We start from the raw sequence: 20829 nt of genomic DNA, 5'->3' as shown, positions 1-20829 counted from the left end.
TCGTGTCATGCGCCAGATGCCGGGTTGCGGCAGAGCATACACTGTAGCGCGCTCAGCGGAATGCCGATGCCGCGACGGTGAGGCGAGTACGAAAGACAGTGCTGCCTTGTTTGATTATCCAGTGTTCTGCAGGCCCGCCGCAACACCGCTCACAGAAAGCAGCAGAAGCCGCTGGAGTTCGGGGTCGTCGACCGGCTGTTCCGTGGCACTGTTCCGCAGACCCTGCAGGGCACGCAGCTGCAGCAGCGAGAGCGCGTCAACGTAGGGGCTGCGCAGTTTGACGGCACGCTGCAGAATCGGTTTCGATTCGAGTAGTTCGTTGCCACCGGTGACCCGCACAACCCAATCGCGGGTGAGTTCGAGCTCGTCGAGCACAATCTGCGAGAGGTCGGGGCGGTCACCCAGTTCGAGGTATTGGCGAGCAAGGCGCGCGTCGGTTTTTGCCAGGCTCATGGCCACGTTGTCGATCATGGTGTGCAGCAAAGGCCATTCTCGATAGGCCTGTTGCAAGAGTTTTTCGTCACCGACGGCTGCCAGTGCTGTGCCGAGACCAAACCAGCCGGCGAGGTTGATGCGCGACTGCGTCCACGCAAAAACCCAGGGAATAGCGCGAAGATCTTCGAGCGATTCGACCGAGAGTCCACGGCGAGCAGGGCGCGAGCCGAGCGCGAGCATGCCGATTTCTTCGAGCGGGGTGACCGTGGCAAACCACGGCGCGAAACCTTCAGCATGCACGAGCGAGAAGAACCTTTCGCGCGATGCGGCGTCCATGGTGGCGGCAATATCGGCAAAGCGGGCTGCAGCGGCACTGGTGCGCTCTTCGACCGAGGGTGATGATGCCAGCAGTGTTGCGGCCGCTACCTGGTCGATGTGCCGCATGGCGATGACGGGTTCGCCGTAGCGCGCAAAAATCACTTCACCCTGTTCGGTGAGTTTGAAGCGGCCATCGACCGAGTAGGGCGGTTGGGCAAGAATCGCGGAGTTTGCGGGCCCACCGCCGCGGCCCAGGGCGCCTCCGCGGCCGTGGAACAGAGTGAGTTCGATGCCCGACTCTTTTGCCCATGCGCCCAGCGCTGCCTGGGCATCGTAGAGCGCGAGGGTGGCGGCGACCGGGCCAACATCCTTCGACGAGTCGGAGTAGCCGAGCATCACTTCGAGGCGATTACCTGTTTCTTTCAGGCGTGCAGCGACTTCCGGATGCTGCACGGTCTCGGCCAAGATTCCTGGCGCTGCCTGCAGATCGGCGAAGGTTTCAAAAAGCGGTACGACGTCGAGCACGGGGCCGTTACCGTTGGGGAACGCATAGTGCGCGAGGCGGTGCACATTGGCGAGGTCTTCGGCCGAGCGGGTGAACGAGACCACATAGCGACCTGCCGCGCGGCGGCCGAAACGCCGCTGAATATCGGCAACGGCCCGAAAAACGTCGAGCACCTCTTCGGTTTGTTTGCTCAGCTGGTCACCCGCATCAAGTTCGGCCAGGGCACGCGCGTGCACTTCAGAGTGCTGACGCACCTCGAGTTCGGTGAGGTGGAAACCATAGGTTTGTACCTGCCAGATGAGGTGCTGCACGCCACCGTAGGCGTGGCGGCGCGAACCGGCGGCCAACAGCGAGTTCTGTACCGTGTAGAGGTCGGTGAGTAGCTCTTCGGCGCTGGTGTAACCGGCGCCGCTACGGGTTGCTGCCACCTGACGCGACATCATGAGCATGACGCGGCGGTGAGGTTCGTTGGGGGAGCGTTTGGCGATTTCTGCTGCGGCTTCGTGATCGGTGTCGCGCAGGCGTAGCCACAGGGCGTCGAGATCAAGGCTGGCGGGGGTGTCTTCGGCGTCGAGCGTGAGGGTGCGGCCGATGCGGGCGAGCGCGTTTTCGAGCCCGCGCAGCACATGGTCGGAGGCAATCTCGGCGGCTTCACGTGTGAGATCGGCGGTCACAAACGGGTTGCCGTCGCGGTCGCCACCCACCCACGATCCGATGCGCATAAACGCAGGTACGACCGGTTCGGTCAGGCCTGACTGGTGTCCGCGCAGGTTGTCGTCGATGCGGCGGTATACGTGCGGGATGGTGGTGAACAGTGTCTCGTCGAATACCGCCATGACCGTGCGTACTTCGTCGGTCGGGGTGGGTTTTTCGGCGCGCAGGGGCGCGGTGCGCCAGAGTGTGTCGATTTCTTCGAGCATCCGACGCTCTGCGCGGTGCTGTTCAGAACCACCCGGGGTTGCTACATCGTGCTCGGCAAGAAGCCCTGCAAGCCGCCGGATGCTGGTCGACACTGCCCGTCGGCGAGCTTCGGTGGGGTGCGCGGTAAAGACCGGGTGAAAGCGCAGTGATTGCAGGCGACGGTAGGCCTCATCTTCGCCGACCTCTTCGCGGAGTTTGTCGAAGGCGTTGGCGACGGTGTCATAGGTGGCTTCGCGGCCAGGCTGGCCTGCTCGTTCGCGTAAGACACGCACGCGCTGGTGTTCTTCTGCCAGGTTGACGAGGTGGAAGTAGCAGGTGAATGCGCGTGCGACTTCGTCGGCGCGTTCAACACTGAAGCCATCGGCAATGGCTACGGCACGCTCGAATGCGTCGGACTCGGGGTCGGAGTACGCCTGAATCGTTGCGATCCGCAGGCGTTCGACGTCTTCATACAGCCCCAGGCTGCCGCATTCACGCAGCACCTGACCGAGGAGCGATCCCAGCATGCGCACATCGGCACGCATGGCTTCGGGAATACCTCGACCGGCTTCGAAACGGCCGATAAGAGCAATGGCTTCTGTGTTCGTAGGTTCGGGGCTCACGGTTTCGAGGGTAGTAGCCTGAGTGCTTCTAGTGAGAATCGGGCCGATGACAGGCGGTATTTTTTGCCGTGAAAATTTTGTCGGTGCTCTTGCATAGGCTGGAGGGCATGTCTAAGAATCGCTCACTTCTTCGTTCTCAGCAGTTTCCCGCGATACTGCTTCTGGGCGCTGCCCTGGTGGGCCTTCTTATCGCCAACACTCCGGCACATGACCCGGTAGCGGGGGTGTTGCACTCGCTGCTGTCCCTGCCGGGGACAAGTATTTCTTTGCCCGTCACCGAGTGGATCTCCGACGGCATTTTGGTCATCTTCTTCTTTGTCGTGGCGCTCGAACTGCGCTACGAAGTGACGCGCGGCGATCTTAACAGCATAGGTAAGGCTGTGCAGCCCGCGATCGCAGCGACGGGCGGAATCCTCGTTCCTGTGCTGGTATATCTGGCGGTAGCGCAGGGTAGCGACACCGTCAGTGGCTGGCCGATTCCCACTGCCACCGATATTGCTTTTGCGCTGGGGGTGCTCGCGATGTTTGGCCGCGGGCTGCCGACGGCCGTGCGCGCATTCCTGCTGGCACTGGCCATTCTTGATGACATCGTCGGCATTATTTTTATCGCTGTACTCTTTGCCACCGACGTTAATTTCGCGCTGCTGGGGCTCGCCATCATTGGGGTGATAGCTTTCGGCGCGCTCAGCTATTTCTTGCGGGGTCGCGGCGGTGTCCTGGTCGCGATCGTCATGGTCGCTATCGCGGTAGCGGTGTGGCTACTGGTGCTGCAGTCGGGTATTCACGCGACCATCGCCGGGGTCGCTCTCGGGCTTGTTATGGCGCCCCGCCCCGCCGATCACGCACGTCACGCGCTAGAACCGTGGGTCAACGCCCTCATACTGCCGATCTTTGCTTTCGCTGCCGCTTTCGTTGTGATTCCCCGTGTTGCCCCGTCGGAGCTTTCCCCCGCATTTTGGGCCGTTGTGTTGGCTCTGCCGGTCGGCAAGATCATCGGGATCACGGCGTTTGGTTGGCTATCACTGCAGGTGCGTCCGCGCGGCACGCCGCCCACCCTCGCGATTCTCGACGTGGTTGCGGCGGGAGCCCTGGGCGGCATCGGCTTTACCGTGTCGCTGCTGCTGGCCAACCTCGCTTTTGCCGCCGACCCGGCAACGAGTGACCAGGCGATCCTGGGCGTTCTTGTCGGTTCGCTCATAGCCCTCGTGCTGTCGATTGCGCTGGTGTCGGGGCGCGCGCGCTACTACCGCAGGCGCGCGCCGGGCAAGCAGCATCCGGCAGTAAAGATTTCGGATGCATCGGAAGAAACCATCGCATGAGCACGAGCCCGATCGATCCGCGCCCGGATCCGCTGCGTGAAGCCGCCGAAGTCATGCGGCGGGTGCGCAGCGAATGCGTGTGGTCGCAGCAGATGACGCACCGTGACCTTGTGCCGTATTTGATCGAAGAAGCCTATGAGCTGATAGACGCGGTAGAAACCGGCAGCGCCGACGACCGGCGCGAAGAACTCGGCGACCTGCTGTGGCAGGTGCTTTTTCATGCGGCTGTTGCTGCCGAGAGCGAGGGTGCCGCTTTTGATATTGATGACGTGGCGCGCACCATCACAGAAAAAATGATGCGTCGACATCCGCACGTTTTTGGTGGCGAGACGGCGCGCACACCCGAAGAAGTGCTTGTGTACTGGAACGCGGCGAAAGCGGCAGAAAAAACCGCGCGCAGCAGTGTTGTCGATGGTGTGCCGCGCAGCATGCCCGCGCTCGCGCGAGCCCACAAGCTACTGCCGCGAGCACACAGGGTAGGGGTGCAACCAGAGGCACCTGCGGCGACAGCGAGTGAACCCACCCGCGTACCTACCAGCGAAGAAGAATTTGGTGAGGCGCTGCTGCAACTGGTCGCACAGGCGCGTGCTGCCGGCGTCGACGCCGAACGGGCGCTGCGGGAGAGGCTCCGGATGCTGGAGGCCGAGGTTCGCCGCGCCGAAGCCGACCCTTCACTCATGGAAAGATAGAGGCCATGGCGACAGTGAACCCCCCACGTGGAATGCGCGACTTTCTTCCGGCCGATAAGGCTCGTCGCGAGCGTATTTTGTCGGTTATTCGTCAGCGGTACCGCGCCCATGGGTTCGACGAGATCGAAGCGCCCGTTGTTGAAGAATATGATCGCCTGCACGCCGGCATGGGGGGCGACAACGAAAAACTATCGTTTAAGATTCTGCGTCGCGGGCTTGATGCCGAGGCTGTACGTGGTGCAGCCGACGATACGGCAGCGCTGTCTGACCTGGGGCTGCGCTACGACCTCACCGTGCCGCTGGCCCGTTTTTATGCCAGCAACCGGGCACAGTTGCCGCCGGTGTTCCGTGCCATTCACATTGGCCCCGTATGGCGCGCAGAGCGGCCGCAAAAGGGCCGCTATCGCCAGTTTGTGCAGTGCGATATCGACATTATTGGCGATGCCACCGTGCGCGCCGAAGCCGAACTGATTACCGCATCGCTCGATGCGATTGATGCTCTCGGGCTCGAAGGCGGTTCGGTGCGCATTAACGACCGCCGCATTCTGGACTGGATGCTGGAATCGTTCGGTTTCACCGAAGACGAACGCCCGGGTGTGCTCATCACCATCGACAAACTCGACAAAATTGGTGTCGATGGGGTTGCTCAAGAACTGGCCGAGCGTGGTGCGGCAACGGGCGCTATCGACGCTTTCCGGGCGTTCCTCACCCGGCCGCAAACCACACAGGTTCTCGCCTATGGACGCGAACACGTGCTGCGTGCCCTCCCCGAAGGCGCACCGGAAGAACTCATTGATCACGTTGTGAGCATTGGCGACGCAGTGGCAGCGGCACGCTCGGCAGCAGCATCCGGTACCGATGCGGCATCCGATAGCGACACGACCGTGCCACTCGTATTTGACCCGTTTCTCGTGCGCGGCATGGGCTACTACACGGGCACTATTTTTGAGCTCGCGCACCCCAGCGTGAACTATTCCCTGGGTGGTGGTGGCCGCTACGACGGCATGATTGGCCGGTTCTTGGGCCAGCAGGTGCCGGCGGTCGGTTTTTCGATCGGTTTTGAACGCATTGTCGACCTGGTTGCCGCGAACGATGACGCGCGTGAGTCGGCCATCGTTATCGTGCACGATGCCGACGTACCCGTGGCCGAGCTCTTGGTACACAAAGCACACCTCATGCGCACGGGTGCTCGGGTGCGGCTAGAAAAACGTACCAAGAACCTGAAGGGCCTGCTCGAGAGAGCGCAGGGCGATGGTTTCACGGGCTTTGTTGCCGTTCATGCCGGAGACGCACCGGGGCTCGCCGAAGTGAAGCCCCTGCAGGCCGCTCGCAGCTGAGCGACGCCACCGCTGACTGCTACGGCGCAGATTGCTGCTCGGTGACACGTTTTTTCTCGCGCACATACACTTCACGGCGTACGCGGGCCACGACATCGCCCGTGCGGTCGGTGATGGTGGTGTCAAACCAGTGCAGCACTTTACGGCCGCCGCGGGCACGCTCACGAATATCGTTGACGGTTGCCTTCGGCACCGAGAATTCGGCGGTGAGCATGCCGCGGCCGGGCTTGACGAACTCAATTTCGGCGCGGGTGTCCCACACCACATAGTCGCGGCCCAGCTGATGCATCACGAGCATAAAAAAGTACGGGTCGGTCATGGCCTGCATCGAGCCGCCAAACGCTGTTTTGACGTAGTTGCGGGTAAAAATATTTACGTGCAGCGTTACGGTCGCGTGGGTCCAGTCGGCGCTGAATTGTCGTACCCGGATGCCGCTGAAGAGGTTGGGAATCCACAGGCTCATACCGGTCGCGAGCAGGCGTGGTGTCATGCGCATAGTTCTATTGTCGGTGCCGTGAGCTATCTCGCGAATGCTCAGGAGTAAACATACAATTGTTCTAGTTGTAGTAGAATAACTGCATGCTTATCCGCATCGACGTCGGCAGCGACCGGCCCCTGTTTGAACAGGTGGCGGGTGCTGTGCGGGCACGGGTGGCGGCAGGCAGTCTGAGCGTGGGTGACCGCCTGCCCGCGGCGCGGGAGCTGGGTGAAGCGCTCGACATCAACACGCACACCGTGCTGCGTGCCTACCAGCAACTGCGAGAAGAGGGGCTGGTGGATCTTCGGCGCGGGCGCGGTGCGGTTATTGCCAGCGGTGCTGCGCCGCTCGTGCAATTGCGTGACGACATTGTTCACCTGGTTGCTCGGGCTGCCAGCCTCGATATTCCTCCGTCGGCGTTGTCGGCGCTCGTCGATGAGGTTGCTCGACACTCCGCTGACCATTCCCCCCTACAGAACGGCACCGTATGAACACCGATATTGCCCACGCCCGCCGCGCATTTCTCGTGGTAGGTGTTGCACTGCCGATCCTGCTGCTCGGTGCGGCCACGATGATTATCGTGCTGTGGCTGCCGGCCCTGCCTGACCCGATTGCCACCCACTGGGGCACCGGGGGAGTCGACGGTTTTGGGCCTCGCTGGATGGCGGTGCTCAACCCCCTTATTGGGCTGGCCATTGTGGGGCTGCTGGCAATGTTGGCGTGGTTTGCGCACCGTATTCCACGGTCGGGGCGCGCGCGGCCCGATGCCGCCACCCCGGCATGGTCGGTCACGGCACGACTGTTGGGTGCCGTGAACCTTGGTCTCGCCGTGCTGCTGACCGTTATGGCCGTGTCGTCGACGGCGATTCAGCGTGGTCTCGACGACGCTACACTCACCCCCGATATTTCTGCGTGGGTGGCCGTGGGCTTGGCCGGGCAGGTGATCGCGAGTCTTATCGGTTGGTTTGCACAACCACGCGTAGAGTTCGCGGCACCGCCGGCGCAGCATCCGGATGCCACACCCCTGGCAGCAACCGAGCGCGCAGCGTGGTTCGGGTCAGTCTCGATCTCCCGCGCCGGAGTGATCACGATCATCGCCGTTATTGTGCTGCTGCTGGCGTTGACGGTTGTCGCGATTGTGCGGGCACCGATCGACGGAACATGGACGGGCGCCAGTATTCTTATCGCGTCGACCGTGCTGTGTTTGCTGGCGATCAGCTGCGGGCTTGTTTTTCGCGTGAGCATTGGTTCTGCGGGCCTGCGGGTGCGTTCATTTCTGGGATGGCCCGACACCCGCATTCCGCTCGACGACATCACAGTCGTCACCGTGACTACCGTGCAGCCCTTCGCTGAATTTGGTGGCTGGGGGTGGCGGATCGGTGCCGATGGCCGCCGCGGAGTTGTGCTTCGGGGCGGCGACGCCCTACAGGTGACCCGCCGCAACGGTACGGTGTTCGTTGTCACCCTCGAACACGCAGGCGAGGCCGCGGCGACACTTGAGGGGTTACGGCAGGCGTCGACATCCGGAACAATTTCTTAAACAACAACAACGCACACGGCAGGATGACATTGTGACCACAGCACCGAAACCCGCAGCCGCGGCGACGCCGGCCCCTACGCACCGCATTCCTCTTGCCGCCACCGTGACCTTTGTTGTGCTGGCCTGTGGACTCGCCTGGCTTTTTGCCCTGCCGCTGTGGCTCGGCGAGGGTCTGGCGCATCCGTTGGCTGGGCTCATTATTCCGGCGATCATGGCAACTCCAGCGCTCGCAGTCGTCATTACTCTCTGGGTGCTCAAGCCCCTACCCCGTGGCACACGTTTGAGCACACTGGGGATGTGGCCGCTGCGCCCGGTTCGACGCGTGGTGGGCATGAGCGCCATCGCCCTTATTGCGCCGGTGGTCATCATTATTCTTTCGACGGCTGTGGCCGCAGCATCCGGCTGGCTGACGGTTGATCTTGTTCATCTTTCTGGCTTCACCGAACTGTTGCAGCAGCAAACGCCCGAGGGTGTACCCGTACCACCGGCCTGGATTGTTGTGGCTTCACAGTTGATCTCTATTCCCATTGCCGCAGCCACCATCAACGCCGTGCTCGCCTTTGGTGAAGAACTCGGCTGGCGTGGGTTCTTGCTGCCTGCCCTGCGCCCATACGGAACGTGGCCGGCCCTCATTGTGAGCGGCATTATTTGGGGCCTGTGGCACACGCCCGTCATTCTGCTGGGATACAACTTTAATCGCACCGATGCATCCGGGGTGCTGTTGATGGTTGCCGGATGCACCGTGTGGGGCATTCTTCTGGGCTGGCTGCGTTTGCGCACCGCATCGGTATGGCCGGCCGTGTTCGCCCACGGTGCGCTCAACGCGGCCGCCGCGCTCTACCTGTGGTTCTTCGCTGCGGGTACTCAACCCGACGCAGCATGGGTTTCGGTGCTGGGCGTTTCTGGCTGGATTGTGGGCGGTGCCGTCGTTATTGTGCTGGCGCTGAGTGGTCAGATGAAGAAGCAGCCCGCGCTGGGTGCGCCGCGTCGATAGGCTATTTATAACGATAAAACGTGACGTGGTTCTCGCCCACAAGTAAATAACTCATAAACAAAAGCGCTCTTCTTTGCTGGCTAAGTGCTCATAAGAGCGGTGCGGAATACGCGTGCTCTGCGCCGGTTAGCGTGGTGCTCGATGGGCACAAAAACCGTGCTTATCCCTGATTTCGTATTCAGAGGAGAGTACCGCGATGGCCAACCGTGCAGCCGTAATGCCAGATCTCGGACGCATTGAAGTTCGATCGGTTGCAGAGCCCGAAGTCGGGCCACGTGAAGCTGTTGTTCGCATTGACGCCGTGGGCGTGTGCGGTTCTGATACCGCCTATTACGAGGTGGGTTACATAGGAGACTGGCGCGTCGAAGCCCCCATCATTCTTGGGCACGAGGCCGCCGGAACTGTGCTTGCCGTGGGAGCCGAGGTCACGCGCGTGCGGGTGGGCGATCGCGTGGCTATCGAACCGGGTAGTCCCTGCCGCGACTGCCACGATTGCATGAGCGGTAACTACCACCTGTGCGCTGATCTGGCATTTCTTGCCACGCCACCCTATGACGGTGCGCTTGTGCAGCGCCTCGCCCTCGACGAACGCAACCTGTTTGCAATTCCTGACTCTATGTCGATCGAGGCCGCCGCCATGTGCGAGCCGCTGTCGGTAGGCATCTGGGCCTGTCGGCGAGCACAGTTGCAGCCCGGTGACAGCGTGCATGTTTCTGGCGCGGGCCCCGTGGGATTGCTCGCTGCGCAGGTCGCCCGAGCCGAGGGCGCACGAGACGTTGTGGTATCCGACATCTCAGAGTTCCGGTTGCAGGCGGCACAAAAACTCGGGTTCCGAACCGAGAACGCTAACGAGGTCGATCCGGAACACTCGGCGCCCACCGCCGATGTCTTGCTGGAGTGCTCGGGTGCACCCCAGGCTCTGTCCCAGGGTCTCTGGCGGCTGCGCAATGGCGGCCGTGCAGCAATGGTCGGCATGCCCAAAAACGATGTGAGCCTCGCGCTATCGCGATTGAACGTGCGGGAACTCTCGATTTTTCTCGTGAACCGATACGCACACACCTGGCCCACCGCCATCGCCTATGTGGCCGATGGTCGGGTGGATGTGGAATCGATCATCACGCACCGTTTTTCGCTCGACGACACCGAGAAAGCTCTCACGCTTTCCCGCACCGTCAGCGACTCCATGAAAGCCATCATCTACCCCAACGAGGCGGTGACATCGTCATGACAGCTACCCAGGCACTGGTTGTCGGAGACACCCCAGTAGCATCCACGCGGGCAGGCAACTCTCGCCGCCGCCGACTGCGCGGTTACGGACTCTTTGCGCTGTTCGCTTTCCCCAACCTTTTTCTCATTCTGGTATTTGCTTACTGGCCGATTATTCAGAACTTTTACCTCAGCTTTACCAGCTGGGATTTCATTTCTCCCGAGCCGTTTTTTATTGGACTATCGAACTACACCAACCTGTTTGCTTCGGCGTCGTTTCGCCATGTGCTGTGGGTGACGGTGGTATGGGTCGTTGTGGTGGTGGGCATAAGTCTCATTGCTGGTGTGGCTTTAGCCTCGTTGTTCTCGATGAAGCTGCCGGGGACAACCGCCGTGACCGGCATTATTTTTGCGCCGCACGTGATTTCAGGTGCGGCGATCGCAGCCGTATGGCTGTTCATTTTTGACCCCAACTATGGCCTGGCACGCATGGCCTTTGATGCCGTCGGTGCGTCGTCGCCCTCCTGGGTGGCCGATACCAACTGGGCCCTGCCGGCCCTGTTGATCGTGTCGATCTGGAAGGGTGTTGGCTTTGTCTCGATCGTGTACCTGGCAGCCATGCAGGGCCTGCCCAGCGACGTACTCGAAGCAGCGCGCCTGGACGGCGCTGGCCGGTGGCAAACGTTCTCGAAGGTGATTCTGCCCCTGCTGTCACCGACAACGTTCTTCCTTGTTATTACCCAGACGATTGCGGCGTTTCAAGCGTTCGACATCATCGCCGTGATGACGGGTGGTGGCCCCGCAGGCTCAACGACCACGCTCAGCTGGTTTATATACGAGCAGGCCTTCCAGCGCTCGAACGTCGGGTACTCGGCAGCGGGTGGCACCGTCATGTTCGTGATTCTCATGATCATCACCTCTCTCCAGTTCGCCTTTATCGAAAAGAAGGTGCATTACTGATGTCTGTTCTTCTTGCACCCTCATCCAGCACAGAAGAATCGCCCCAGCACCCCTCGGGTGCTGATAGTGGAGCACCGCGGCGCGGCATGCGGGGGCGCGCACGCTATGTCGCCCGCAACTGGTGGGCGCTGCTGCTTCTCATCGCTGCCGGACTCGCGTTTCTGGTGCCCCTATACGTGCTGGTGACCACAGCATTTAAGACGAACAGCGAGATTTACACCTGGCCGTTTCAGTGGTTACCGACTGAATTCACGTGGGACAACCTGGCACGAGCATGGGAGATCGCGCCCTTTGACGCCTTTATCGTCAACTCGGTTATTGTGACCGTGATTGGGGCTGTCGCTAAGGTCACCCTCGCCGTTTTTGCCGCCTACGCTTTCGCTTTTCTGCCGTTTCCGGGCAAGCGGTTCCTCTTTATTCTTATGCTCGGTGCGCTCATGGTTCCTGGCCACGTCACGCTGCTGGTCAATTACCTCACGATCGGTCAGATGGGGCTCATTAACACCTACGCCGGAATCATTTTGCCCGGCGTGGCCTCGGCGTTCGGCACGTTCTTGCTGCGTCAACATTTCTTGTCTTTGCCGACAGAAGTGTTTGAAGCAGCCGAAGTCGATGGGGCCGGTCACTTTCGCAAACTGTTCTCGTTCACGCTGCCCATGTCGATTCCGGCTGTGGCAACAGTGGCCCTCATTGCCGTGATCGATGAGTGGAACAACTTTGTGTGGCCGCTCATTATTACCAACTCGGTCAACATGCGCACCTTGCCGATCGGTCTCATGTATTTGAAGGCGAACGACGGCATGACCTCGTGGGGCGTGCTGATGTCGGGAACCCTCATCGTCGTGATTCCCATGCTGCTCGTGTTCCTGTTTGCTCAGCGGTACATCGTCTCGGGCCTGACCGGCGCTGCAGCCGGCAGCGGCAAATAAGCGTTTTATCCCATGCACAAACCCGGAAGGAAAAACAATGACTCCCCATCGACCCCATCAGCCCCTGGCACGACTGGGTGATCTGAACGTTTCTCGTCGGCAGGTGCTTGCCGGAGGGCTGATGCTTGCCTCTCTTCCTCTTTTTGCCGGATGCTTCGGCGGGGGCGGCAGCGATGCCGTATACGACCAGCCCAGTGGCGATATACCCAAGCAGTATCACGACCGCCTGCGGGTGGTGCTGTGGAGCAGCTTCACCGCGCACAACGGCGAAATCATGCAGAAGAACATCGACGCATTCAACGAATCACAGAACGAAATCTTCTGTGAGGTTCAGGTTTTTGAAGGCTACGATCAGCTCGAATCAAAGATTGCCGCAAGCCTGCAGTCACGCCAGGTGCCCGATATTTCGGTTATGAGCGACGTCTTCTGGAACCGGTTCTACCTGAACGACGTCATCGAGCCGCTCACCGGCTACTTCGACTCGTCATTTGGCACAGACTCCTTCCACGACGTGTTCTTAGAAGAAGGCACCGTCAAAAACGATGTCTGGTGGGTGCCCTTTGCCCGCTCAACACCCCTGTTCTATTTCAACCGCGACGCTTTCGCCGCCGTGGGCCTGCCCGACCGTGCACCCGAAACCTACGATGAATATCGCGAGTGGGGTAAAGAGTTCTTGGGATACAAGAACAACGGTAACGACGTACGAATCCGCGCATTCAAGGGCAGCGACGACTGGTACTTCTCGGGTGCCGCGTGGGCCTTTGGCGGCGGATTCTCGAATGGTCTTGAGACGACCTTCACTTCGGAAGGCACCATTGCCGCACTCGAATACGAGCGCGGCTTCATTCACGACGACAAGGTCGGTTACTTTGGCACCGACATTAGCGGCGACTTTGTTGCCGGTGTAACAGCCACGATCCTTGAATCGACGGGCGCCCTAACCAGCATCACAGAAGCAGCACCATTTGAAGTGGGCTGCGGCTTCATGCCGAAGCAGCAGACAACAGGGGTGCCCACGGGCGGTTCGGGCCTGGCAATATTCCGCAACGCCTCCGAGGAACGCAAACAGGCCGCGTGGGAGGTACTGAAGTTCCTCTCGTCCGGCGATGCCGCCGTCGACTGGACGCTGGGCACCGGGTATATGCCGGTGACGAAATCGGCCATGGAATCAGAGAAGGTGAAGGCAAAAGCATCCGAGGTTCCTAACTTCCAAGTCGCTATCGATCAGCTCGACATTGCGCAGGGCCCCGACACAGTTCGTCGCTACGTGCCCGAAACCATCCGTGAAGCGCAGCAGGCACTGCAGGCCGTTTACTCCAGCGGTGACGACGCCGAGCAGACATTGGCCACACTCGAGAAGAACCTTGAACCGGCCATCGACAAGATCCGCGCCAAATACGAAGCAAAGGTGGGTAACTAACTATGACGATCATGATCGTCGGCCATCGCGGAGCAATGGCGCACGAGCCCGAGAACAGCCTCGCATCGTATGCGCTCGCCGAAGAAGTGGGTGTCGATGAGATCGAACTGGATGTTCGACTCAGCGCCGACAACCAGCTCTTTCTGCTGCACGATGCCACGCTGGATCGCACGGCAGGAGACGACTCGGCGCGCAACAGGGGGCCGGCAGCAGAGCTTGACCTGGCAACCCTGCAGTCGGTCGTTCTTGACTCCGGGCGAGGCGTAGTCACACTCCAAGAAATGTATGACGCCACAGAAACGCCGATCCAGCTGGAAATCAAAGACCCGGCAACCGTGCCCTACCTGGCAGAGTTTTTTGCTGAGCGGCCCCGCGACGCCGAACGCACAATCCTGACAAGTTTTCATCCGGATGCCTTGGCCCAGGCCGCCGAGCTCATGCCGACAATCGACCGGTGCATTATTACCGCGAACATGGCCAAGGCTGAAGAGTTCGATGGCGGTTGGCGTGCACTGCTGGAGTACACGAAATCCAGTCGATTTGCCTGTGGATTCGACGGGCTCACGCAGGAGATCGTCGATGAGGTACACGACCGTGGCTTGACGATTCACGCCTGGCCATTAAAGACCAGCGAAGAGTTGGCGCGCGCTGTAGCGATGGGGATCGATGGCGTGACCGCCGATGATCCGGCGCTGGCCTTTGACTGGCTGAAGCAAATCTAAGGTCGCAACGAAAGCGGCGAGGTGGTGATCCGCCTCGCCGCTTTCGTTATGTCCGCGTCATGTCAATCGCGTGTGCCGTGTCTTTTACGGGTGCTACGGCTGCCTAATCGTCGTCATCAGTACTGCTGGAGACCGATTCCACGCCCTTGATCTCTGATAGCTGCCCGACAAGGGCAGAAATGCCGTGTTCATCACCCGTGAGCCGCAGTGTCAGCTCGCGCACGCGCGACTCTTCATCGGTGTTGGCCTCTTCTAAGGCCGAGTGGTAACCCAACTGCGAAGTCTGTGCCAGCACCTGGCGCAGAACATTGTGACCGAGGCGATAGCGCAGAGTGATCACGGGCTCAGAAAGATCAGGCTGAATGGCGCGACCAATCACGGTGAGTAACCCAACGGTCAACAGGTGAAAGGCCGTTGTGGCGATGGCCAGCACGGGCATTCCTGCGCCACACGCCATTCCTATGGCTGCTGTTACCCAGATGGTGGCGGCTGTGGTGAGCCCGCTTACCGCGCCCTTGCGCACAAAAATGACACCGGCCCCGAGAAAACCAATCCCCGAGACAATTTGTGCGGCGATCCGCGACGGGTCGAGAATGACTTCCGAGCCGATGACGTTACCGAAGCCGTAGGCCGAAACAAGGGTGAAAACGGCCGAGCCTAATCCCACGAGAGCGTGAGTACGCAGCCCTGCGCTTTTCAGGCGCCGCTGACGCTCGACTCCGATGATCGATGACAGCACAAAAGCCAGGCTGAGTAATGCGATCTCGGTGAGCGTTGTTTCTGAATATAGTTCGGACAACACAGGGTGTGCCCTTTCTTGGTTATGGCACGATCATGCGCATACGCAGTGTTGACTCCTGTGTGGTGACGGACAAAGCGGTAAATGAAGGAATGACTGCGTGCGCATAGTCGCTGAGGTTGACAGAAGGATCGGCTCCGTGGATGCCAATAGCAAGGCATCCTGCGTCACGAGCCGAAGTGAGACCGGCGATGGAGTCTTCGAATGCCACGATCGTTCCGCTGCGCCCTCGATCACGAAGCTCAGCGATGCCGCGAGCAAACGGTTCGGGGTGCGGTTTGCCTCGCGTCACATCGTCGGCCGTGATGCGAAAGGTGGGGGCGGGTAGCCCTGCAGACTCGATACGTGACTGGAACACAGCGCCCGCGGCAGAGGTAACAACCCCCCACGAGTCTTCGGGCAGCACCGCAAGAAAGTCGAGCACACCCGAAAGCACGCGAGAGGGTACGGCGGGTGCCGATTCAATCTCGCACAGACGGGCCATGGCTGTTTCTATGTGTTCGGATGCCACTCCGCTTGCCTCCACGACGGCGCGCGGAGTGCGCCCGTGCAGAGCCATATCGGGCATCGGAACGCCGATTTCCTGTGACCATTCCCGCCACGCAGATTCCACTGCAGCAATGGAATCAACCAGCGTGCCGTCCATATCGAACAGCATTCCGGCCAGTTCGATCTCTGCTCCGCTGCGTAGTGCTTCAGCAAGCTCGGAATGACGGTCCTCGAGAGCGGATCCACTGGCATCAGACAGCAGTTCTGGGCGCGAGGTGTTGCTCATGAAAACTCCATTCGGTCAGTATCGACAGCCTAATGACATCGCTCATAAGTCCGTATAAGATGCACGTATGAGCGGGCGAGTTCCTATTGATCAGCAAGTCCTGTATGTCTATGTGGCGCTACAAAACCTCAAACACGGCAGGCCCGTCAAAGAAATTGCCGAAGAGATCGGGCGGTCGCGTTTTGCCACCGCACGCATGGTAAAAAGAGCCCGTGAATTAGGGCTTGTTGAGGTGCGCGCCACGGTAGAGGACCCGGTCGACGTTGACCTGTCGACACGACTGGCGCAGCGATACGGGCTTCGCTCTGCCGTCGTTGTTGCCACGCAATCCGACAACGAAGTGCTCGCACGCGAAGCCATTGCCGAAGTCACCTCACGAATCATCATCGAAAGCGTGCAAGAAGACGATGTTCTCGGGTTCACTCCCGGGCGAACGCTCGTTGTCGCCTCGCGCGGAATCACAGAGCTTCCCTGGGCCGATGTCGTGCAGCTCACAGGCGTTGGGTGGACGCGCCTCGAAGACGGTGTCGAAGTGATCTCAAACATAGGGCGCGCAGCGCGCGGCGCCACACACCCCCTCTATGCTCCCATGCTGCTCGAACCCGAAGAGAGCATTATTTTGGGGCATCCGGCAATCCAACACACCCTGCGGCGGTTCGACCACATCACCCGAGCCTTTCTGACAATTGGCGGCTGGCCCGAGGCGTCGCTTCTCGCCCACATACTGGCCGACAAAGGCGAACGCGAAGCCTTTGAACGCAGGGGAGTGGTAGGCGAACTCGGCACTTGCTTGCTCGATGCAGAAGGCACCGTCGTTGACGGACTCGAAGGACGATTTATCGGAATCTCAGAGCGGCAGCTGCGGGCCATACCCGCACGCATGGCCATCGGTGGGGGCGCAGGCAAAGAAAAAGCCGTGAGGGCAGTGCTTCTTTCCGGTCTCGCCGACTCCATCGTCACCGATACACGGTCGGCACTAATGGCTCTCGAATAGCGGGTCGTCTAGACTGAGCGCGGATCGACGTCGCTCCTCACCTTTTTTGCCTCCCTTTCAAAGGAGTACATCTGTGGCCCTGATCGATGCTGTAACCGCTCGCGAAATTATTGACTCACGCGGTAACCCCACCGTAGAAGTGGAGGTGTTGCTCGACGACGGCATCGTGCAGCGCGCCGCTGTTCCCTCCGGTGCTTCCACCGGTGCCTTCGAAGCCTACGAACTTCGCGACGGAGACAAAAGCCGCTACGGGGGCAAAGGTGTTCTCAAAGCCGTTGACGCCGTCATCGACGAGCTTGGCCCCGCACTGGAAGGCGTCGACGCCAGCGAACAGCGCATCGTCGACGAAATTCTGATCGACGCCGACGGCACAGCCAACAAACAGCGCACCGGCGCCAACGCCATCCTCGGTGTCAGCCTCGCCGTGGCCAAAGCCGCCGCAGACTCCGCCGACCTGCCGCTGTACCGCTACCTGGGCGGCCCGAACGCCCACGTGCTGCCCGTACCGCTGTTCAATGTGATCAACGGTGGCGAACACGCCGACAACGGCATCGACATGCAAGAGTTCTTCCTCGCACCCATTGGCGCAGAAACCTACAGCGAATCACTGCGCTGGGGCGTGGAGACCTACCACGTGCTGCGCGCTGAACTCCAGGCCGCAGGCTACGCCACGGGCCTCGGTGACGAGGGTGGGTTCGCTCCCGATCTGCCGAGCAACCGCGAAGGCCTTGACTTCTTGCTCAAGGCCATTGAAAAAGCAGGCTTTACCCCCGGTAAAGACATCGCGCTGGGCCTCGACGTAGCCGCAACCGAATTCTTCAACGACGGCACCTACCGCTTCGAAAACAAAGACTGGTCGGCCTCCGACATGATCGAGTATTACGTTGGCCTGGTTGCCGACTACCCGATTGTGACGATCGAAGACGCACTCGCCGAAGACGACTGGGACAACTGGAAAGCACTGACCGACGCACTCGGCAGCAAGGTACAGCTCGTCGGCGACGACCTGTTTGTTACCAACCCCGAGCGCCTGGGCGACGGCATCCGTCGCGGTGTTGCCAACTCGCTCCTGGTCAAGGTCAACCAGATCGGTACACTCACCGAAACATTCGACGCCGTCAGCCTCGCACAGCGCTCGGGCTACACAGCGATGCTGTCGCACCGCTCGGGAGAAACCGAAGACACCACGATCGCCGACCTCGCCGTTGCCACCAACGCAGGCCAGATCAAGACGGGTGCGCCTGCGCGTAGCGAACGCGTCGCCAAGTACAATCAGCTTCTGCGCATCGAAGAAGACCTGGGCGAAGCCGCGGCCTTTGCAGGGGCCGCAGCCTACCCGCGCTTCCAGGCATAAGGCCTCAGCGCACACCATACGCTCAGCACGAGAGGGGGAGTCATGTCGTCACGACCGGCTCCCCCTCCGTCGTCGGCACGCACCGTGAAAAACGAAACACAGTCGGGCGACACCGAAAGACTCGATGTGCGCGCGTGGATCAGCGGCATCCGGCTCTCGACCTTCGCTGTCATTATGCTGTCGCTCGTGGTGTTGGCCGTATGGGTGCTCGTGCCCACCATGGGCACGTTTATTCAGCAGCGGCAGCAGATCGCGAGCCTCGAACAGGCCGTCGCCGTGAATGAAGAACGCATCGCGCAACTCGAAACCGAGCGTGAACGACTCAACGACCCGGCATACATCACAACGCAGGCGCGCGAACGGCTGTACTACGTCAAACCCGGTGAGATCGTGTACCTCATTGACGACGACCTCGACCCCGCGGCACTGCCACAGGAGCCCGCTGCAGTCAGCGACGAAGTCGAAGAGCAAACCTCCGACTGGATGCCGCAGCTACTGAGAAACCTCATCGGTGCAGGGCTCGCACAAACCGTTGTGCCAGAAAAAGCTGCCCGCTAACAAAGCGATAACCAGCACCACCTCACCGCACCCATACAGCCGCGCTCGAATATTCTGTACTACGTGACAACACCCCCTTTTTCTGCGCCCACCGAGAAAGAAATCGCCGTCATCTCGGCGCAACTCGGTCGGCCGGCCCGCGGCGTCGTCGGTATTGCCGCGCGCTGCACATGCGGCAACCCCACGGTCGTGGCGACGCAACCGCGCCTCGAAGACGGCACGCCGTTTCCCACTTTCTACTACCTGACGCATCCGGTAGCCACGGCAGCTATGTCAACGCTCGAAGCCAATCAGCTCATGCCAGAACTGGCAGAACTCTTGCTCGACGACCCGCAGATCGCCGAGAAATACCAATCCGCACACGAGGCCTACCTGGCTGATCGCGCGCACTACGGCACGGTCGAAGAGATCGAGGGTATCTCTGCCGGAGGAATGCCCACACGGGTAAAATGCCTCCACGCCCTGGCCGGCCACGCCCTTGCCGCGGGGCCAGGCGTCAACCCCCTCGGGGATGAAACCCTGCGGCGCTCGAGCTGGAGCCCCGACGAGTGCCGCTGCGAAAGCCCTGGAGCCGCCGTGTGAGCGGCATCCGAAAAACCTCACGGACAACCGGATGATTCTTCGGCAGCTCGGCAGGCTCACTGCCGCGATCATGACGGTCGCGGCAGTGAGCCTGCTTGTTGCTGCCACGCCCACTCCCACGCCGCCGCCCACGCCCACACCAGACCCCACGCCGACTCTGCCGATTCCCGACCGACCCACCGACCCGATTCGTGCGCAGGAATACTGGCTCGACGGCGCCAATGTGCGCGACGCATGGATGGTGACGCGGGGTGAAGGCGTGACAATCGCGATCATCGATACGGGGGTGGCGCGTGGCCCAGCCGCGTTTGACGGTGCCGTGGTCGGTGGAACCGACGTTTCGGGCATTGGATCACCGGATGGGCGCACGCCGCTGGGCCCGATCGACAGTGATCACGGCACGCGTGTTGCCTCGCTGGCGGCAGGGCGTGGTGCATCCGATGGGACGGGGCTGATTGGTGTGGCCCCCGAGGCCAATCTGCTGTCGATATCGGTGGGGTTTGGTTCGTCAGCGACCGTACCCTTTGTGGAACAGATCGCCGATGCCATAGTGTGGGCCGTCGATAACGGTGCAGACATCATCAATATGTCGCTCACCACGAACTCGCTCACGTGGGACCCGCTGTGGGACAACGCGTTTCTCTACGCCTATGACCACGATGTCGTTGTGGTTGTTGCGGCAGGAAATCGCCTGTCGGGCACCACCATGGTGGGTGCCCCCGCCACGATCCCCGGTGTCTTGACGGTTGCCGGAATCGACCAGCACGGGCAGGCCAGTGAAGCTGCTTCAACCCAGGGCATCACGATCGGGGTCGCGGCGCCCAGCGAGAACCTGTTGAGCGTGACGCCCGACGGCTCGCTGTATAAATGGTTCGGAACAAGCGGTGCAGCCCCCATCGTTGCCGGTGCTGCAGCACTTGTGCGGTCAGCGCACCCCGATCTCGACGCCGCGAACGTTATTCAACGACTCATCAGTACGGCGCGCAGCGTCGACGGCGTCGAGACACTGCCCGACCCCTTGTATGGCTACGGTCTTCTTGATGCCGGGGCAGCAGTGAACGCCGATGTTCCGCTGGTCGACGCCAACCCCATGGGAGACCTGCGCGAATGGGTGCGCCTGTATCGGCGCGCACCATCGCAGCCCCAGCCGGAGCCAACATCGGGGCCGGTAGAGATCCCGCCGTTACCACCCGCCGATGCCCCCGCCGAGACCGGTTCGGCACTGCTGCCCAGCCTTGATACACTCCGTTACGGTACCCTTCCGCTCATTGCGGTGTCGGTGCCTGGTATTCTGGTCGGGCTTGGCGTCACCGCAGCTGCCCGGCGAATCCTTTCGGCGCGCGATCGACGCACGCCTTCCCCATGACCACGAGGAGATGTCCCTCCGTGCCC

At 61.0% G+C, this 20829-nt stretch carries 20 protein-coding genes; 16 read left to right on the top strand and 4 right to left on the bottom strand.

Annotation, left to right across the window (positions count from 1 at the left end):
- Positions 1-114: 114 nt before the first annotated feature.
- Positions 115-2703 (bottom strand): phosphoenolpyruvate carboxylase, encoded by a 2589-nt coding sequence (locus tag ACQUSW_RS09180; RefSeq protein ID WP_428932264.1) that lies wholly within the window; start codon positions 2701-2703, stop codon positions 115-117.
- A 185-nt stretch (positions 2704-2888) separates the two neighbouring features.
- Between ACQUSW_RS09180 and ACQUSW_RS09175 the strand changes: the two genes are divergently transcribed.
- From ACQUSW_RS09175 to hisS, 3 genes are read left to right on the top strand one after another with little or no spacing between them, the layout of a single operon-like run.
- Positions 2889-4100, top strand: coding sequence for a Na+/H+ antiporter NhaA (locus tag ACQUSW_RS09175; protein ID WP_428931994.1), 1212 nt, complete (start codon positions 2889-2891; stop codon positions 4098-4100).
- Positions 4097-4789 (top strand): nucleoside triphosphate pyrophosphohydrolase, encoded by a 693-nt coding sequence (locus ACQUSW_RS09170; protein ID WP_428931993.1) that lies wholly within the window; start codon positions 4097-4099, stop codon positions 4787-4789. Before ACQUSW_RS09175 ends, ACQUSW_RS09170 begins: the two co-directional genes overlap by 4 nt.
- Positions 4790-4794: 5 nt before the next feature.
- Positions 4795-6126 (top strand): histidine--tRNA ligase, encoded by a 1332-nt coding sequence (gene hisS, locus ACQUSW_RS09165; RefSeq protein ID WP_428931992.1) that lies wholly within the window; start codon positions 4795-4797, stop codon positions 6124-6126.
- 19 nt (positions 6127-6145) lie between these two features.
- Here the strand turns inward: hisS and ACQUSW_RS09160 are convergent, their stop codons facing one another.
- Positions 6146-6622: a DUF4442 domain-containing protein gene (locus ACQUSW_RS09160; RefSeq protein WP_428931991.1), complete on the bottom strand. Its 477-nt coding sequence runs from the start codon at positions 6620-6622 to the stop codon at positions 6146-6148.
- Positions 6623-6705: 83 nt separating this feature from the next.
- Between ACQUSW_RS09160 and ACQUSW_RS09155 the strand changes: the two genes are divergently transcribed.
- The 8 genes from ACQUSW_RS09155 to ACQUSW_RS09120 all read left to right on the top strand — a co-directional run bounded on the left by ACQUSW_RS09155 (position 6706) and on the right by ACQUSW_RS09120 (position 14375).
- On the top strand, positions 6706-7095 hold the full coding sequence (locus tag ACQUSW_RS09155; RefSeq protein ID WP_428931990.1) for a GntR family transcriptional regulator: 390 nt from the start codon (positions 6706-6708) through the stop codon (positions 7093-7095).
- Positions 7092-8144: a DUF1648 domain-containing protein gene (locus ACQUSW_RS09150; RefSeq protein WP_428931989.1), complete on the top strand. Its 1053-nt coding sequence runs from the start codon at positions 7092-7094 to the stop codon at positions 8142-8144. Before ACQUSW_RS09155 ends, ACQUSW_RS09150 begins: the two co-directional genes overlap by 4 nt.
- Before the next feature lie 31 nt (positions 8145-8175).
- Positions 8176-9138, top strand: coding sequence for a CPBP family intramembrane glutamic endopeptidase (locus ACQUSW_RS09145; RefSeq protein ID WP_428931988.1), 963 nt, complete (start codon positions 8176-8178; stop codon positions 9136-9138).
- 196 nt (positions 9139-9334) lie between these two features.
- Positions 9335-10366 (top strand): NAD(P)-dependent alcohol dehydrogenase, encoded by a 1032-nt coding sequence (locus tag ACQUSW_RS09140; protein ID WP_428931987.1) that lies wholly within the window; start codon positions 9335-9337, stop codon positions 10364-10366.
- Entirely contained in the window at positions 10363-11304 is a 942-nt protein-coding gene (locus ACQUSW_RS09135) for a carbohydrate ABC transporter permease (RefSeq protein WP_428931986.1), read from the top strand. The genes ACQUSW_RS09140 and ACQUSW_RS09135 overlap by 4 nt, the downstream gene beginning before the upstream one ends.
- Positions 11304-12233 (top strand): carbohydrate ABC transporter permease, encoded by a 930-nt coding sequence (locus tag ACQUSW_RS09130; RefSeq protein WP_428931985.1) that lies wholly within the window; start codon positions 11304-11306, stop codon positions 12231-12233. Before ACQUSW_RS09135 ends, ACQUSW_RS09130 begins: the two co-directional genes overlap by 1 nt.
- Positions 12234-12270: 37 nt before the next feature.
- Positions 12271-13653 carry an ABC transporter substrate-binding protein gene (locus ACQUSW_RS09125; protein WP_428931984.1) on the top strand — a complete coding sequence of 461 codons (1383 nt, stop codon included), beginning with the start codon at positions 12271-12273 and terminating at the stop codon, positions 13651-13653.
- A 2-nt stretch (positions 13654-13655) separates the two neighbouring features.
- Positions 13656-14375, top strand: coding sequence for a glycerophosphodiester phosphodiesterase (locus ACQUSW_RS09120; protein WP_428931983.1), 720 nt, complete (start codon positions 13656-13658; stop codon positions 14373-14375).
- Positions 14376-14478: 103 nt separating this feature from the next.
- Here ACQUSW_RS09120 and ACQUSW_RS09115 read toward each other — a convergent pair whose 3' ends face one another.
- Complete coding sequence (locus ACQUSW_RS09115) at positions 14479-15177, bottom strand: MgtC/SapB family protein (protein WP_428931982.1); 699 nt, start codon at positions 15175-15177, stop codon at positions 14479-14481.
- A 19-nt stretch (positions 15178-15196) separates the two neighbouring features.
- Positions 15197-15949, bottom strand: coding sequence for an HAD-IA family hydrolase (locus tag ACQUSW_RS09110; protein WP_428931981.1), 753 nt, complete (start codon positions 15947-15949; stop codon positions 15197-15199).
- 67 nt (positions 15950-16016) lie between these two features.
- Between ACQUSW_RS09110 and ACQUSW_RS09105 the strand changes: the two genes are divergently transcribed.
- The 5 genes from ACQUSW_RS09105 (at position 16017) to ACQUSW_RS09085 (ending at position 20803) form a co-directional block, all read left to right on the top strand.
- Positions 16017-16943, top strand: coding sequence for a sugar-binding transcriptional regulator (locus ACQUSW_RS09105; RefSeq protein ID WP_428931980.1), 927 nt, complete (start codon positions 16017-16019; stop codon positions 16941-16943).
- A 73-nt stretch (positions 16944-17016) separates the two neighbouring features.
- The gene (gene eno / locus ACQUSW_RS09100) at positions 17017-18297 is read left to right on the top strand and encodes a phosphopyruvate hydratase (protein WP_428931979.1); all 1281 of its coding nucleotides are present in this window, start codon (positions 17017-17019) and stop codon (positions 18295-18297) included.
- 42 nt (positions 18298-18339) lie between these two features.
- Positions 18340-18855 carry an FtsB family cell division protein gene (locus ACQUSW_RS09095; RefSeq protein WP_428931978.1) on the top strand — a complete coding sequence of 172 codons (516 nt, stop codon included), beginning with the start codon at positions 18340-18342 and terminating at the stop codon, positions 18853-18855.
- Between the two features lie 63 nt (positions 18856-18918).
- Positions 18919-19437, top strand: a complete 519-nt coding sequence (locus ACQUSW_RS09090; protein ID WP_428931977.1) for a DUF501 domain-containing protein — start codon at positions 18919-18921, stop codon at positions 19435-19437.
- A gap of 31 nt (positions 19438-19468) precedes the next feature.
- Positions 19469-20803, top strand: a complete 1335-nt coding sequence (locus ACQUSW_RS09085; RefSeq protein WP_428931976.1) for a S8 family serine peptidase — start codon at positions 19469-19471, stop codon at positions 20801-20803.
- Positions 20804-20829: the final 26 nt, after the last annotated feature.

This window comes from Microbacterium luticellae (assembly GCF_050408645.1).
Taxonomy (GTDB): domain Bacteria; phylum Actinomycetota; class Actinomycetes; order Actinomycetales; family Microbacteriaceae; genus Microbacterium.
This window is presented reverse-complemented; position numbering and strand designations above follow the sequence as displayed.